Raw genomic sequence first — 15,719 nt, 5'->3', positions numbered from 1 at the left:
GCAGTCTCGATCCTGCCGGGAATTTTCCGAAATATCTCAAACGTTTGTGTTGCCGAAAAGTGCTATCTTTCGTTTGCTCCGTTCGAATTTTGGCAACAGGCGAGGCTGTGAACCGGCCCCGACCGGTCATCTCATCTCGTATGGGAAGCCGCGACGATGCGCATGCATTGGAAGGTGCCAGTCTTGTCCCAGGCAATTTCTCATCCATGGGCGTCTATTGACAGCCGAGAGCCTCCAAGATATCAAGTTATAAACTAATATCTCAGATATGGATTTGATATGTCGGATACGGTCGAGTTCCCGTCGCTACCTCTCTCCGATCTCGTTACACCCCTTGAGTTGCCGCCAGGCGGCAACATGACCAACCGGATTCATGCTCTGCTGCGCAAGCTTATCGTTGAGGTGAAGCTTCTGCCGGGGCGCGCGCTTTCTGAAAAAGAGGTCGCGACATTCCTGAATGTCAGCAAGACACCTGTGCGGGAAGCCATTATTCGGCTTGCGGAGGAAGGGTTCGTCATCGTCGTGCCGCAGGGAGGCACATACATCGCCCCGATCGACGTGCAGCGCTACATGGAGGCCTGCTTCATCCGCTTCAAGCTGGAGGAAGGCGCCGTCATCGAGGCAACCAAGCGGCATTCTTTTGAAGACATCGCGCGTTTGAAAACCTGCCTGGTTCAGCAGCGCGCTGCCGCAAAGGACGAGCAATTCACCGATTTCTTTTTGCTGGACGAGGAATTCCACCGAACGATCTTCGCAGCGGCCCGCCTTCCCGGCGCATGGAGCGTGGTCAATCAGGCCAAGGGCGAGATGGACCGGATGCGCCATCTCAAGCGCGTATTCGCGGTTCGTCGCACTGAAAAAGTGATCGAGGAGCACGAGAAGATTGTCGCTGGCATCGAGTCTGGCGACATCGAGCAGGCGCGGGAGGCTGTTGTCTGTCATCTCGGATCGCTCGAATCCAAGATCGCCGAACTGTCCAAGAACCCGAAGATCTGGGCTTACATCGAACAGGTCAATACGCGCGTCACCAAGAAGCGGGTCGCAAGAGGCTCCAAAACGATCGCTTGACCATCCAAGGCTTTTGAGGAGGGGCCTTTTATGTCTGCAGTCCAGATCAGTGACGTCATCAAACGGTACGGCGCCTTCGAGGTCGTCCACGGTATCAGCCTGGCGATCCAGCCTGAAGAGTTCGTCGTGCTCGTCGGGCCTTCCGGGTGCGGCAAGTCCACGACGCTGCGCATGGTGGCGGGGCTGGAAGACATCTCCGAAGGCACGATCTCGATCGGTGGCCGGGAGGTCAACAAGATCGCGCCGAAGGATCGCGACGTTGCGATGGTGTTCCAGAACTATGCGCTTTACCCCCACCTCAGCGTTGCGGAGAATATTGCTTTCGGGCTGCGTGTGAGAGGAGAGCGCCGTGAGGTGATCAGCCAGGCGGTTTCGGAAGCGGCGCAGATCCTGGGCCTGACCGACTACCTTTCTCGCAAACCAGCCGATTTGTCAGGAGGCCAGCGTCAGCGCGTCGCCATGGGGCGAGCGATTGTCCGCAAGCCGAAGGTCTTTCTGTTCGATGAGCCGCTTTCCAACCTCGATGCCAAGCTGCGCACCTACATGCGTGCCGAGATCAAGCAACTCCATCGGCGGATGAAGGCAACCAGCATCTACGTGACGCACGACCAGGTGGAAGCGATGACGCTCGCCGATCGCATCGTCATCATGAATTTCGGCAACATCGAGCAGGTGGGGTCGCCGATGGAGGTCTTTCTCGAGCCGGCGAACACCTTCGTCGCGGGCTTTATCGGATCTCCGCCGATGAACCTGCTCGATGCCTACATCGCCAAGCGGGGTGGCGCGGTGAGGGCCGTGCTTGCCGGCCAGTCCGGGCAAAGTCTTGCCGTTCCCGATGCCTTCGCGTCTGCCGCAACGGATGGACAGCCGATCAAGCTTGGGATCCGCCCCGAAATCATGTCGGTCAGAACAGACAGCGCTCCCGACGTGCTCGAATGTGCGATCGAATTGGTCGAGCCGCTTGGGGCCGAAGCCCTCCTCCATGGGAAGGCAGGCGGCCAGTCGTTCATCGCAAAGGAGGAAACCCTCTATTCCAATCACCAGCTGAACTCCGTTTCCCGGCTGGGTGTCGATAGTACCCGCATTCACATCTTCGACGCTGCGACCGGTCGCACGCTAAAAACCGAAGTGTGAGGGCAGATCATGAAGCAGAAATTTCGTGACGCCCTACGCACCCACGCAGAGGATCTGCAGCGGGATTGGCAGCTCTATCTGCTGCTGGCCCCGATGATCATCTGGTTCGCGCTGTTTCTCTACAAACCCATGTACGGCCTTCTGATCGCCTTCAAGGATTTTTCGATCTTCCGCGGCATCGAGCGTAGTCCCTGGGTCGGATTTGCCCATTTCGAGGTTCTGTTCCAGAACGACATGTTCATCAGGGCATTCTGGAACACAATCACCATCAGCGGGCTCGGGCTTATATTCGCCTTCCCTGTACCGATCATTCTCGCCCTGATGTTCAATGAGGTGCAAAACGCCGTCGCCAGGCGCTGGGCGCAGACGATCGTCTATCTGCCGCACTTCATCTCAGTCGTGATCGTCGCCGGCATTGTCATCAACTTCCTGTCGCCGTCCACAGGGGTCGTCAATCTGCTTCTGACCCGCCTCGGTTTCGAACCCATCTACTTCCTGATGAAGCCTGAATGGTTCCGGCCCGTGTTCGTCAGTTCATCCGTATGGAAGGAAGCAGGCTTTGAATCGATCGTCTATCTCGCCGCGATCGCCGGTGTCAGCCCGACCCTTTATGAATCAGCGCGAGTAGATGGCGCTTCGCGTTGGCAGATGATGTGGCGCATCACCCTTCCTTGCATTCTTCCCACGATCATCATCATGCTGATCATCCGCATCGGCAATCTGGTCGAGGTCGGCTTCGAATATATCATTCTGCTTTACCGACCGCCGACCTATGAGACTTCCGACGTCGTCTCAACCTTCATTTACCGGACCGGTCTGCAGGGGACTCAATACGATCTGGCGACAGCAGCCGGGCTGTTCAATGCAGTGATTGCCTTCGTCCTCGTCTATTCGGCAAACCGCATCAGCCGAAAAGTCTCTTCAACGTCACTTTGGTGAGGGCCTGAGATGAGCAGTTTCAATCTCTATTCCCGTGGCGACAGGATATTCGGCTGGGCCAACGCCATTCTTCTCGGTCTGTTTGTCCTGTCGACGCTTTATCCTTTCATCTACATCATCTCGGCGTCACTCTCGTCCGGCGCCGCCGTCACCGCGGGCCGCGTCACGCTCTGGCCGGTGGACATGACTCTTGCGGCATACGACCGCGTCCTATCCGACCGCATGTTCTGGATCGCTTACGGCAATACATTCATCTACACCTTCGGCGGCACGCTGATGAGCCTGGCGATCATGATACCCGGCGCCTACGCGTTATCACGCAAGCGACTGCGCGGCCGCACCTTTTTCAATCTTGCGATCGCCTTTACGCTCTGGTTCAACGCCGGGATGATCCCATTCTTCCTCAATATGCGGGATCTGGGTCTTCTCGACAGCCGGTTCGGCATCATCATCGGCTTTGCGGCCAATGCCTTCAACGTGATCCTGCTGCGCAACTTCTTCGAGGCCGTGCCGAAGTCGTTCGAGGAAGCGGCCAAGATGGACGGCGCCAGCGAATTTCAGCTGCTGTGGAAGGTCTTTATCCCGCTTTCCAAGCCTGCGATCGTAACCGTGGCGCTCTTCTGCATCGTCTCACGCTGGAACGGCTACTTCTGGGCCATGGTGCTTCTGCGCGGTGAGGAGAAGATTCCGCTGCAGGTTTATCTGAAGCGCGTGATCGTCGATCTCAACTCGAACGACGAGTTCGCCTCCAGCCTGCTGACGGCGCAGTATTCGTTCGAGACGGTGACCTCAGCCATCATGGTCGCCTCCATCATTCCCGTTCTCATCATCTATCCCTACGCGCAGAGATATTTCACGAAGGGAATTTTGCTGGGCGGGGTCAAAGAGTGACGACAAAGGGAGGAACTACCGATGAGTGCATTTCATAAAGGAATATCTGTCTTGGCGCTGGCCGCGGCCATGATGACGGCATCGCCGGGCTGGTCTCAGGAGACAACCAAGATCACCGACGACCCATTGGAGCTGACGATCCATTTCCATTTCCGTGACAAATACGTCTATTCGGAAAAGTGGCCGGTCGAGCAGAAGGCGGCCGAACTCACCAACGTCCACGTCCGTAACGTTGCATCGCTGGCGACCACCAGCAGCCGCGACGCCTTCAACCTCCTCATCGCTTCCGGCAACCTTCCCGATATCGTTGGCGGAGATGCCAGCGGCGGTCTGAAGGAAGATTTTATCCGATACGGCCTGGAGGGCGCATTCATTCCGTTGGACGATCTGATCGAGGAGCATGCGCCCCACTTGAAGGCCTTCTTCGACGGTCACCCGGAGATCCGTCGTGCGATCTCCGGTCCGGACGGCAATATCTATTTCATCCCTTATGTTCCGGACGGGAAATTCTCCAGAGGCTGGTTCATCCGCCAGGATTGGCTCGACAAGCTCGGGCTGAAGCAACCCGAAACGCCGGAAGAAGTCCACGAGGTCCTGAAAGCCTTCAGGGACAAGGATCCGAACGGAAATGGCGTCAAGGATGAGGTGCCGTATTTCGCCCGGGAAGAGGTGGATGCAGTCCGCTTGATCAACCTGTGGGACGCGCGCGTGTCAGGATCGGAACGCTACGGCGATTTCGCGGTCTATGACGGTCAGCTCCGTCATCCGTGGGCCGAGGAAAACTACAAGACAGGCATTGCCCATGTCGCGCAGTGGTACAAGGAAGGCCTTATCGACAAGGAGATCTTCACGCGTGGTGCGCGCTCCAGAGAATATCTCCTTGGCAACAATCTGGGTGGCATGACGCATGACTGGTTCGCCAGCACATCGACCTACAATGATGCGTTGTCCGGCAAGATCGAGGGATTTGCGCTTCGGCCGATGCTCCCGCCAAAGACAGTGAGCGGCCAGAGGTTCGAAGATGCCCGTCGGTTGCAGGTGCAACCCGCCGGCTGGGCCATCTCCGCGACCAATGAGCATCCCGTGGAAACCATCAAATATTTCGACTTCTGGTTCTCGGAGCAGGGCCGGATTCTTTCCAACTACGGTGTCGAAGGCCTGACTTACGAAATGGTCGACGGAAAACCGCAGTTCAAGAAGGAGATCCTGGGCAACAAGGATCCCGTCAACGCGCAGCTCTGGGCGGTGGGCGCCCAGATCCCGCGGGGGTACTGGCAGACCTACGACTACGAGCGGCAATGGACCAACAAGATCGCACTCCAAGGCATCTCCATGTATGAGCAGTGCAACTGCCTGAAACAGGAATTTCTCGGCGTCTCTCTGAATACCGAAGAGAAGGCAGTCTATGACCGTTATTGGCCGAGCCTGCTCACCTACATGACCGAAATGCAGCAGACCTGGGTGCTTGGCGCTCAGGACATCAATGCCACCTGGGATGTCTACAAGAAGCGACTTGCCGAGCTTGGCTACGACAAGGTCATAGCCATGATGCAATCGGCCTATGACCGCCAATATGGTGCCGCCCGCTAAATCCTGCGTCGTTCTGGATGGCGGCGTGCATCGTCGCCATCCACCACCAGATTTTCCCACAGGAGTTCGAGCCGAATGCGTCACTCTGCGCCGGCGATTGTCAAGCAAACTCATCTCGATGAACCCCGCCCTGGTTCGTTGACCATAGATTATGTGCCAAGCGAGCAAAGACCAGCGCGGGAGAACCCGCCGCGTTTTTCCTGGTTACCCGACATCGATGATGGCGCCAGATATGTGCTTCGGATCTCGACAGATCCTGTCTTTACCGACAGCAAGACGCAGACTTACGAGAACCTGGCGTGGAATTTCTTCACGCCGAACGAGGTTCTTCCGGCGGGCCGTTATTACTGGTCCTATGCGCTCTGGGACCCGGTGTCCCGGGCATGCAGTTCGAACTGGAGCATTGTACGCAGCTTCGAAATCAATGACGCTCTACCGCGGGCGCCGCTTCCCGATCGGAAGACCCGGCATGGCGCAGCCGGCACCGGTCATCCCCGGCTCTGGCTCAATCCAGACAAGCTCAAGTCCTTTGCGTCTGCGGTTGCCGATGATCCAAATCATTGCGGTTGGTCGGATTTCCTCTCCAAGTCGGTCGAACCGTGGATCGAACGTCCCATCATCGCCGAACCTCAACCCTATCCCGACAATGTGCGCGTCGCCTCCCTTTGGCGGCAGATGTACATCGATTGCCAGGAGGTCATCTATGCTATCCGGCATCTCGCGATAGCGGGGCGGGTTCTTGGAAGAAGCGACCTGCTCGACGCTTCACGTGCCTGGCTGCTTGCTGTTGCCGCCTGGGATCCGCAAGGTCCGACCTCGCGCGCCTACAATGATGAAGCCGCCTTCCGCATCGTGGTGGCTCTCGCCTGGGGCTATGATTGGCTTTACGACCACTTGAGCGAAGAGGAGCGCTCCACAGTCCGGGCAGTTCTCCTGCGTCGGACGCGGGAGGTTGCCGATCATGTCATCGCCCATGCACGCATCCATGTCTTTCCCTATGACAGCCACGCGGTGCGGTCACTGTCAGCGGTCCTCACGCCGGCCTGCATTGCGCTTCAGGGCGAGAGCGACGAGGCGACGGAGTGGCTGGACTACACCGTCGAGTTCCTGGCGACGCTCTATTCGCCTTGGGCGGGTACGGAAGGCGGATGGGCGGAAGGCCCGCACTACTGGATGACGGGCATGGCCTATCTCATCGAGGCCGCCAATCTCATCCGATCCCATCTGGGGTTTGATCTCTATCAGCGTCCCTTCTTCCAGAACACCGGCAGCTTTCCGCTTTACACCAAAGCCCCCGGCACCCGACGCGCCGGTTTCGGCGATGATTCCACTCTCGGTGACCTGCCGGGATTGAAGGTGGGCTACAACGTCCGCCAGTTCGCCGGTGTAACCGGCAATGGCCACTATCAATGGTATTTCGAGCGCATCAAGGCTGATGCGGCCGGCACCGAGATGGCCTTTTATAACTATGGGTGGTGGGACCTGAACTTCGACGATCTGGTCTACCGCCATGACTTTCCGGAGGTTCAGGCAATTTCGCCTGAAGATCTGCCGGCGGTCGCCTGCTTCAGCGACATCGGATGGGTGGCGGTGCAGAGGCATATGGAAGATCCCGACCGGCACCTGCAATTCGTCTTCAAGTCCAGCCCCTATGGATCGCTTAGCCACAGCCACGGTGATCAGAACGCATTTCTGCTCTACGCCTATGGCGAGGATCTTGCGATCCAGTCAGGGTACTATGTCGCGTTTGGCTCCAGCATGCATCGTGACTGGCGCCGGCAGACGCGGTCGAAGAATGCGGTACTGATCGGCGGCAAGGGCCAATATGCGGACAAGGACAAGGCGCTTGCCCGTCGGGCCGCAGGCCGGATCGTCGAGACTGAAGAAAAACCTGGATATCTTCGCATCCTCGGCGATGCGACGGCGGCTTATCAGCTCGTCAATCCACTGGTTCAGAAGGTTGAGCGGGAAGTTCACTTCGTCAACGATTCCTATTTCGTCATTGTCGATCAGGTCGAATGCCTGGAGGCGCAGGAGCTTCAATGGCTGTGCCACATCATGGGCGCGCCGCAGGTGGGGCGTTCGAGTTTTCGGTATAAGGGCCAGAAGGCCGGTTTCTACGGCCAGTTCGTCTTTTCATCCGCCGGCGCGCCTCAGATCGTCGCAGTCGAGGGTTTCCCCGACATCGATCCCGCGGAACTGGAAGGACTGGAGCGGCATCATCATGTCCGCGCCACAGCCCCGGCATCGACGAGCCATAGCCTTGTGACGCTTTTGGTCCCCTACAGTTTGAAGGAACCGAAGCGGATCTTCAGCTTCATCGACGATCAAGGCTTCTCCACTGACATCTATTTCACCGACGTCGATGATCAGCGCTTCAAGCTGACCCTTCCCAAAAAATTCTAGTTCCAGGAATTCCAGCCAAAGAGGTTCATGATGAAACGTTTCGCCAACAAGACGGTCATTGTTGCCGGTGCGGGGCGCGATATCGGCCGCGCCTGTGCTTTGCGGCTCGCGCAGGAAGGTGCGAATGTCGTGCTAACGTATAATGGTGCCGAGGAAGGTGCCAGAAGCGCTGTTTCCGAAATCGAGCAATTCGGCCAGGCTGCGATCGCAGTCCGTGCGGATCTGACGCGGAAAGAAGAGGTCGAAAGCGCCATCACGACAACTGCGGACAGGTTTGGAGATATCCATGCGCTCGTGCATGTCGCGGGGGGCATGGTGGCGCGAAAAACCATGGCAGACATGGATGAGGCGTTTTGGGGTCAGGTCATGGATGTCAATCTGACTTCGCTTTTCCTGACCACCAAGGCTGTGCTTCCCAGGTTGGCAAAGGGCGGCGCGATCGTCACCTTCTCCTCGCAGGCGGGAAGAGATGGTGGTGGACCGGGCGCTATCGCCTACGCCACATCCAAGGGAGCCGTAATGACCTTCACCCGAGCGCTCGCCAAGGAGGTTGGACCGGTCGTTCGGGTCAATGCCGTCTGCCCCGGCATGATCGCCACCACCTTTCACGACACCTTTACAAAACCGGACGTGCGCGAGCGCGTCGCCGCTGCCGCCCTGATGAAACGGGAAGGGACCAGCGAGGATGTTGCCGCCCTTGTCGCCTTCCTTGCCTCGGACGATGCAGCGTACATTACCGGCGCCTGCTACGACATCAATGGTGGCGTGCTCTATTCCTGAGGCATAATATGTCCGTTTTTCTTCCGCGGGCAGGGCGTATCGCCATAGTCGGTACGTCACTTGTGCAGCAGAATCACATTGGCGATCACTCCTTCATCGGCACTTCGGCGCGCGGCTGGATGAGCTGGGCGGAGGTGCTGTCACATGGCCGGCTGGCTTGCCCTGTCCATCACGATCCTGCAATCGTCCCGGGTTGGGAACCTTCCAATCGTGCTGGTGGCAGCCGGTTCTTTGCCGGCCTCAATTTCGGTGTTTCCGGACAGAAAGCGATCGAGATCGAGCGGCGCCTGCCACGGTTGCTGGCGTCCGATTTCGATCTCATCATCGTCGACGCGGGTACCAACGATATGATGGTGGAGACAAGGCAGACGATCGCCGACACCCGGGACCGGATCGTCAAGGCCTTGCTGAACGCGGGCAAGACGGTGATCCTGCTGCCAATCCTGGCGAGGGGCACGCAGAAATGGCCGGCAGGCGGCCCGGAGCGTGCCAAGGCCCATTGGATCAATCAGCACAGCCGCGATTTTGCGGCCAGGCACGCCAATTGTCACGTCTTCGACTGGAACGACGCCTGGGTGGACCCGGAGAGCAGATTCGGCGAGCCGCGAGATGGTTACTCCAATGATGGAACGCATTTTTCCGTCCGTGGAGGTTTTGCGGTCGGAAGCCTTCTGGCCGGTTATCTTGATCATATCCTTCCCAATGCACCTGATCGCGTGTTGTCGCAGGACGACTGTTACGACGCGGCAGACAATCCGCTGGGTAATCTTGCTTCCGAACTCTCTGCCTCGACTTCGTCTGAGGCGGGAGAGACGAGCCATCGGTTGGGTGGTGAACTGTCCCATCCCGGTGCGGGCGTTTGGATCGAGGCCATATGTGACATGGAAGTACCCTCACACGGGGGCATCGTGGGTGTCTCCCTCAGGCTGCGCGATGCTGCCGAGGAGGGGCTTGAAAGCATTGCGCTTGCGCCCTTCCGGTCCGAAGACGGGTCGCCTTTTCCGTTCCCGTCACAATCCTGGCGAGGGACGCTCAGGACGCCTCCATTGAAGTTGAAGCCGGGGAACAAGGTTCCCGAACTTCATCTCGACGTGATCTTGAACACGCAAGCCGAACCGCTGCGGCTCGATGTGGCGAAAATCGAGGTCCGTCCCGTTCCCAGTCCGGTACGAGCATGACGCCGATACCTGCAAAGACCGAAGGTCCGGTCCTGATGGTGAGAAGGAGCTATTGAATGCGCATTGCCGAAATCCATCTCACGCCCGTGGCCATCCCGGACAAGCCGCTGCTGAACTGCAAGGGTGTTCACCAGCCTTATGCCCTGCGGACAATCATCGAAGTGATCTGCGATGATGGCACAACCGGCCTCGGCGAAAGTTACGGGAGCATCAAGGCGCTGGAAGGATTGCGGCGCGCCGCACCCGCGTTGAGAGGACTTGATCCGTTTCACCTTCACGAGTTGAAATCCCGTGTGGCCGCTGCCCTGCCGGAGGGGGGCGGTATCAATGCCAGGACGGCGGTCGCCGACCACAAGCTGACGGATGTGGTGACATCGGCCTTTGAAGTTCCCTGCATGGACATACAAGGCAAGATGCTTGGCAGATCTGTGGGCGACTTGCTCGGCGGTGCGGTGCGCGAAACCGTGCCATTCAGCGCGTATCTGTTCTTCAAGTTCGGCGCTCATATCGGCCAGGACAAAGACGAGTGGGGAGAGGTGCTCACACCCGATCAGATGGTCCGCGAAGCGAAGAAAATGGTCGCCGACCATGGCTTCAAGTCCCTTAAAGTCAAGGGCGGTGTTCTTCACCCGGATCTCGAAATCGAAACCATGTTCAAGCTGAGAGAGGCATTTCCTCACCATCCGCTGAGGATTGACCCGAATGGCGGCTGGACCGTCGAGACCGCTATCTATGTCGCGCGCAGGCTGGAAGGCGTTCTGGAATATCTCGAAGACCCCGTTGCCGGCATGGATGCCATGGCACAGGTCGCCGCCGCGACGTCAATTCCGCTCGCCACCAACATGGTTGTCCTGGAATTCGATCAGATTGCCGAAGCCTTTACAAAGCGGGCAGTCAAGGTCGTCCTTTCCGACCATCATTATTGGGGCGGGATGCGTGCATCCACCCATCTTGGCAAGGTCTGCGAAGTGCTGGATATGGGCATCTCCATGCATTCCAACTCGCATCTTGGCATAACGTTGGCCGCTATGGTTCACGTCGCGTCGGCCACACCCAATCTCGGCTATGACTGCGATACGCATTATCCCTGGGTCGGCGCGGATGTAGTTGAAGGGGCGCCCTTCGTGTTTCGTGACGGTGCACTGGCTGTGCCTCGCGGGCCAGGGCTGGGCGTGACCCTGGATCGCATCCGGCTGGCGGAATTGGCTGCCCTTTACGAAGTGGCAGGCGTCAGGGAGCGTGACGATACGCTTTATATGAAGCAGTTCGACCCCGGTTATGAGCGTCGCGTTCCGCGCTGGTAGAGAGCCGCCGCGCGCCCCGTTAGCCGCTTTCGCCTTCGACCAGAGCCATCGGCCAGAGCTTTCTGCGCACGGCCTGAGGATAGAGTCCGGCATAGGCGGGCATAGTGGACAGGAGGCTTTCGGCGAGCGCGATGCCGAGCTCCCTGAGCGATAGGTCGAAGCCCGTCAGGCGTGGAGACAGAAACCGCGCCTGGGGGCTTTGCCGGCCGATAACGGCGATGTCGCGCCCCGGTTTCAGACCGACCTCGTCGAGGCCGCGATAGAGCCCTGCGACAAGGGTCTCGTTGACCAGGATAATGGCCGTCGGCGGATCGCTGCTTGCTTTGATACTGCGTGCGACCGCATAACCGCCGGCCTCGTTCGGATTGGTGCGAAAGATATGTTCTTCGGAAAGCGTAAGGCCGTGCCGTGCCAGCGCTTCCCGGCAGCGTTCCACGAACACGTATCCGAGATTGAGATCACCGTGCGGCCAGACGAAGCCGATCTTGCGGTGGCCGGCCTTCACGAGACGCTCGACCGACATTTCCGCCATGCCTTCGAAATCCAGGTCAATCCATGGTTGATCCACGTCGGTGAGGCTGCGCCCCAGCGTGATGAAGGGAATCTTGTGACGCGCCAGGAACTCGAAACGCGCGTCGTGGCGCCGTGTCGCCGAGAGGATGATACCGTCGGCAAAACCCCGGGCGACCATCCGTTTCAAATAATCGTCCGGATCCTCTTCGGATGAACACAAGAGAGCGACGAGATCGAGCTTGTGGCGGGCCAGCACCGTCTGCACACCGTCGAAGACACTCATAAAGAAGATATCGCCCTGGCCGGTGATTTCCGGCCCGGTCTGCATCATGAAACCAATCACTCCGGTCGCGCCCTTGCGCAGTGCGCGGCCTGACTGGTTGGCGACATAGCCGAGCTGTTCGGCCGCCTCCAGCACGCGCCGGCGCGTTTCCTCGTTCACGTCCGGCTTGCCGTTAAGCGCGCGGGAGACCGTGCCGATCGAAATGTCGAGATGTTCTGCCAGCCGGCGAATGCCCTTCATGATCCCGTCCTATCAGACCGTAATCGTTTTCGGAAATCCTATTGACAAAGACCATAGCCTGTAAATAGGATCGTAAACGTTTACGGAGCCCGATGGAGGAGCATCGGCACCGTCGGCAAGGAGGGTATCGTGACATTGAAGGCAGTCCTATGCGGATGCGGAGCCATGGCACATGGCTGGATGCGGGCGTTGAAGACAACGCCCGGCCTGGCAGAGGCCATCACGATCGTCGGGTTGGTCGATCTCGATCGATCGGCCGCCCGTTCGCTTGCGGAGGCTTTCGACCTGACGGACGCGGTTGTCGGGACCGATCTTGATCGGGTGCTGGAAGAGACCAGGGCCGATCTTCTGTTCGATGTGGTCGTGCCGGTTGCCCGCAAGGCGGTCGTTGCCGCTGGGCTGAAACATGGTTGCCACGTCTTGAGCGAGAAGCCGATGGCGACTTCGCTGGAAGAGGCGAGGGAACTGATTGCGCTGGCCGAGACAGCCGGTCGGATACATGCGGTGGTGCAGAACCGCCGTTTCATATCCGGCATCCGCCGCATGCGCCGCTTCGTCGAGAGCGGTGCCATCGGCGAGTTGACCGGCGTTCATTGCGACTTCTTCATAGCCCCGCATTTCGGTGGGTTTCGAGAGCAGATGGAGAACGTGCTGCTGCTCGATATGGCGATCCACACCTTTGACGCCGCCCGCTTCGTCAGCGGCAAACGGCCGCTCTCGGTTTATTGCCTTGAAACCAATCCGGCCGGCTCCTGGTATGCCCACGGGGCTTCGGCGAACGCGATCTTCAAGTTTTCCGACGATGTCGCCTTTACCTATCGCGGCTCCTGGTGCGCCGAGGGCCGCCGCACGAGTTGGGAAAGTGCCTGGCGGCTGGTCGGCTCGAAAGGCATGCTGACCTGGGACGGCGAGGAGGCCTTCGAGGCGACAGTCGCCGGCACGGGAGAAGGGCTTCTGCGTGGCCACCGGGCGATCGATGTGCCGCCGCCACCGCGCGAGGAGGAAACGCACGGCCATGCAAGCGTGATCGCCGATTTCCTCAACGCGATCCGGTCCGGCCATCCGCCCGAAACGGCGGGTTTCGACAATATCAAGAGTCTGGCCATGGTGTTCGGCGCCATCGAAAGCGCGCGAACCGGCCAGCCTGTCGCCATTCAAGTGTGAGGACCAGGAACAGTGAGCAATCCGGCCAAATCCATCCGTATCGGCACCATGATCCGTGGCACCCAGGGGCACGCCGCAGAGCGCATCGCCCAGATTGCCGATATGGGTTTCGAGAGTTTCCAGCCGTTCTTCTGGCAGACGACGAACGGTCAAAACCTTGCGGAACTTGGCAAGCGCTGCCGCGAGGCCATCGGTGATCGCGACATCACCATTCCGGCGATCGGCATGTTCGGCAATCCGCTGGAAGAGACCGATGTCGACCTCCAGACGCTCCAGGGCTGGAAGGACTGTATCGACAATGCCCATCACTTCGGTGCGACTTGTATTGCAGGCTTCACTGGCCGATTGCGAGGCCGACCGATCCCCGAGAGCCTGCTGCGCTATCGTGAGATCTGGAGCGAGCTTGCGAAGCGCGCTGCGGACAAAGGCGTCAGGATCGCCTTCGAGAATTGCGCCATGGACGGCAACTGGCAGTCTGGCGACTGGAACATCGCCCACAATCCGGATGCCTGGGAGCTGATCTTCAACGAGACGCCGGACGACAATATCGGCCTCGAATGGGAGCCGTGCCACCAGATGGTCTATCTGATCGACCCCCTGCCGCAGATCCGCAAATGGGCATCGAAGATCTTTCACGTGCATGGCAAGGACGCGACGATCCGCCGGGGCGTCATTCGCGAGCACGGAATTTTCGGCAAGCATCCGTTCGTTTTCATGCGCACGCCCGGTTTCGGGGACACGAACTGGACAGACGTCATTTCCGAACTGCGGCTCGCAGGCTGGTCGGGTTCGATCGACATCGAGGGATGGCATGACCCCGTTTATCGCGACGAGCTCGAAATGACCGGTCAGGTGCACGCGCTGAATTATCTGAAGTCCTGCCGGGGCGGCGATTTCGTTACGGATCCGGTTTGATGCAGCCGCTCGCCGCGTGCGGCCTGGAGGAGGTCGCATCGGGAGCACAACCTGAAGGAGGAGAGCATGGGTATTCGCAATTTGGCTTTGGCCGGCGCGCTCGCGGTCGCCAGCATGTCGGCATTCTATACCTCGGCCCACGCCGAGGACGTGAAGATCACCGTCTGGTCGCTTGACCGCGACATTCAGCCGGCTCCGAACCTCATCAAGGATTTCAACAATCTCAAGAGTGGCATCACGGTCGAATATCGCCAGATCCAGTTCGACGATGTGGTAAGCGAGGCAATGCGTGCCTATTCGACCGGGCAGGCGCCCGACATCATCGCCGTCGATAATCCGGAACATGCACTGTTTTCGTCGCGTGGCGCATTCGTCGACCTGACCGACATGATTGCGCAGTCGAGCGTCGTCAAACCGGAGAACTACTATCCCGGTCCCTTGAAATCGGTGATGTGGAAGGACCGTTACTTCGGTATCCCGAAGGCGACGAATACAATTGCGCTCTACTACAACAAGGACATGTTCCGGGCGAAGGGACTCGATCCGGACAAGCCGCCGCAGACATGGGACGAATTGGTCGAGACCGCCCGCAAGCTGACCGATCCGGCCAAGAACGTCTATGGCATCACCTTCTCGGCGAAGGCCAACGAGGAGGGGACCTTCCAGTTCCTGCCCTGGGCGCAGATGGGCGGCGGCGGTTATGACAAGATCAATGCGCCGGGCGCAGTCAAGGCGCTGGAAATCTGGAAGACGATTATCGACGAGAAGCTTGCCTCGCGCGACACGCTCACCCGCAGCCAATGGGATTCCACCGGAACCTTCAATTCCGGCAATGCGGCGATGGCGATTTCCGGCCCATGGGAGCTGGATCGCATGGTGAAGGAGGCGAAATTCGACTGGGGCGTGGCATTGCTGCCGCTGCCCGAGCCGGGTGCCAAGCGCTCATCCGCCATGGGCGATTTCAACTGGGCGATCTTCGCCAACACCAAACACCCGAAGGAAGCCTTCAAGGTGCTGGAATATTTCGTCTCGCAGGACAACCGGATGTTCAAGGATTTCGGCCAACTGCCGGCCCGCTCTGACCTTGCTATTCCGCCCACCGGGCAGCCGCTCAAGGACGCTGGATTGAAGGTCTTTCAGGAGCAGCTGAAATATGCCCAACCCCGCGGGCCGCATCCGGCCTGGCCGAAAATCTCGAAAGCGATCCAGGATGCCATCCAAGCGGCTTTGACCGGCCAGATGAGCGCTCAGGAGGCGCTCGATCAGGCGGACCAGAAGATCAAGGCTGTGCTTGGTTGAACCATGGGAGCGGGC

13 protein-coding genes are annotated in these 15,719 nt (G+C 59.0%); 12 read left to right on the top strand and 1 reads right to left on the bottom strand.

Features of this window, described 5'->3' with window-relative positions; translation table 11 throughout:
• The first annotated feature begins 279 nt into the window (after positions 1–279).
• The 9 genes from QEO92_RS18995 to QEO92_RS18955 all read left to right on the top strand — a co-directional run bounded on the left by QEO92_RS18995 (position 280) and on the right by QEO92_RS18955 (position 11,290).
• On the top strand, positions 280–1,068 hold the full coding sequence (locus QEO92_RS18995) for a GntR family transcriptional regulator (RefSeq protein WP_227704071.1): 789 nt from the start codon (positions 280–282) through the stop codon (positions 1,066–1,068).
• 30 nt (positions 1,069–1,098) lie between these two features.
• Positions 1,099–2,202 carry an ABC transporter ATP-binding protein gene (locus QEO92_RS18990; protein ID WP_227704070.1) on the top strand — a complete coding sequence of 368 codons (1,104 nt, stop codon included), beginning with the start codon at positions 1,099–1,101 and terminating at the stop codon, positions 2,200–2,202.
• Between the two features lie 9 nt (positions 2,203–2,211).
• Positions 2,212–3,141: an ABC transporter permease gene (locus QEO92_RS18985; RefSeq protein ID WP_227704069.1), complete on the top strand. Its 930-nt coding sequence runs from the start codon at positions 2,212–2,214 to the stop codon at positions 3,139–3,141.
• A gap of 9 nt (positions 3,142–3,150) precedes the next feature.
• The gene (locus QEO92_RS18980; protein WP_037153085.1) at positions 3,151–4,032 is read left to right on the top strand and encodes a carbohydrate ABC transporter permease; all 882 of its coding nucleotides are present in this window, start codon (positions 3,151–3,153) and stop codon (positions 4,030–4,032) included.
• Between the two features lie 69 nt (positions 4,033–4,101).
• Positions 4,102–5,622, top strand: coding sequence for an extracellular solute-binding protein (locus QEO92_RS18975; protein WP_407722132.1), 1,521 nt, complete (start codon positions 4,102–4,104; stop codon positions 5,620–5,622).
• 75 nt (positions 5,623–5,697) lie between these two features.
• Positions 5,698–8,028: an alginate lyase gene (locus QEO92_RS18970; protein ID WP_227704067.1), complete on the top strand. Its 2,331-nt coding sequence runs from the start codon at positions 5,698–5,700 to the stop codon at positions 8,026–8,028.
• Positions 8,029–8,058: 30 nt separating this feature from the next.
• Complete coding sequence (locus tag QEO92_RS18965; protein ID WP_227704066.1) at positions 8,059–8,808, top strand: SDR family NAD(P)-dependent oxidoreductase; 750 nt, start codon at positions 8,059–8,061, stop codon at positions 8,806–8,808.
• A gap of 8 nt (positions 8,809–8,816) precedes the next feature.
• Positions 8,817–9,986: an SGNH/GDSL hydrolase family protein gene (locus tag QEO92_RS18960; RefSeq protein ID WP_037153077.1), complete on the top strand. Its 1,170-nt coding sequence runs from the start codon at positions 8,817–8,819 to the stop codon at positions 9,984–9,986.
• 56 nt (positions 9,987–10,042) lie between these two features.
• Positions 10,043–11,290: a glucarate dehydratase family protein gene (locus QEO92_RS18955; protein ID WP_037153074.1), complete on the top strand. Its 1,248-nt coding sequence runs from the start codon at positions 10,043–10,045 to the stop codon at positions 11,288–11,290.
• Positions 11,291–11,309: 19 nt separating this feature from the next.
• On the opposite strand, the gene QEO92_RS18950 is transcribed toward QEO92_RS18955, so the two are convergent.
• Positions 11,310–12,326: a LacI family DNA-binding transcriptional regulator gene (locus QEO92_RS18950; protein ID WP_227704065.1), complete on the bottom strand. Its 1,017-nt coding sequence runs from the start codon at positions 12,324–12,326 to the stop codon at positions 11,310–11,312.
• 129 nt (positions 12,327–12,455) lie between these two features.
• Here QEO92_RS18950 and QEO92_RS18945 point away from each other — a divergent pair, with 129 nt between their 5' ends.
• The 3 genes from QEO92_RS18945 (at position 12,456) to QEO92_RS18935 (ending at position 15,704) form a co-directional block, all read left to right on the top strand.
• Positions 12,456–13,490, top strand: a complete 1,035-nt coding sequence (locus tag QEO92_RS18945; RefSeq protein ID WP_037153067.1) for a Gfo/Idh/MocA family protein — start codon at positions 12,456–12,458, stop codon at positions 13,488–13,490.
• Between the two features lie 12 nt (positions 13,491–13,502).
• On the top strand, positions 13,503–14,405 hold the full coding sequence (locus QEO92_RS18940) for a sugar phosphate isomerase/epimerase family protein (protein ID WP_227704064.1): 903 nt from the start codon (positions 13,503–13,505) through the stop codon (positions 14,403–14,405).
• A gap of 66 nt (positions 14,406–14,471) precedes the next feature.
• Positions 14,472–15,704 (top strand): ABC transporter substrate-binding protein, encoded by a 1,233-nt coding sequence (locus QEO92_RS18935; protein ID WP_227704063.1) that lies wholly within the window; start codon positions 14,472–14,474, stop codon positions 15,702–15,704.
• The last annotated feature ends 15 nt before the right edge of the window (positions 15,705–15,719 follow it).

The organism is Neorhizobium petrolearium, from assembly GCF_029854435.1.
Classification (GTDB): Bacteria; Pseudomonadota; Alphaproteobacteria; order Rhizobiales; family Rhizobiaceae; genus Neorhizobium; species Neorhizobium petrolearium.
Note: the sequence above shows the minus strand (reverse complement) of the source record. Positions and strands in the feature narration are given on the sequence as shown.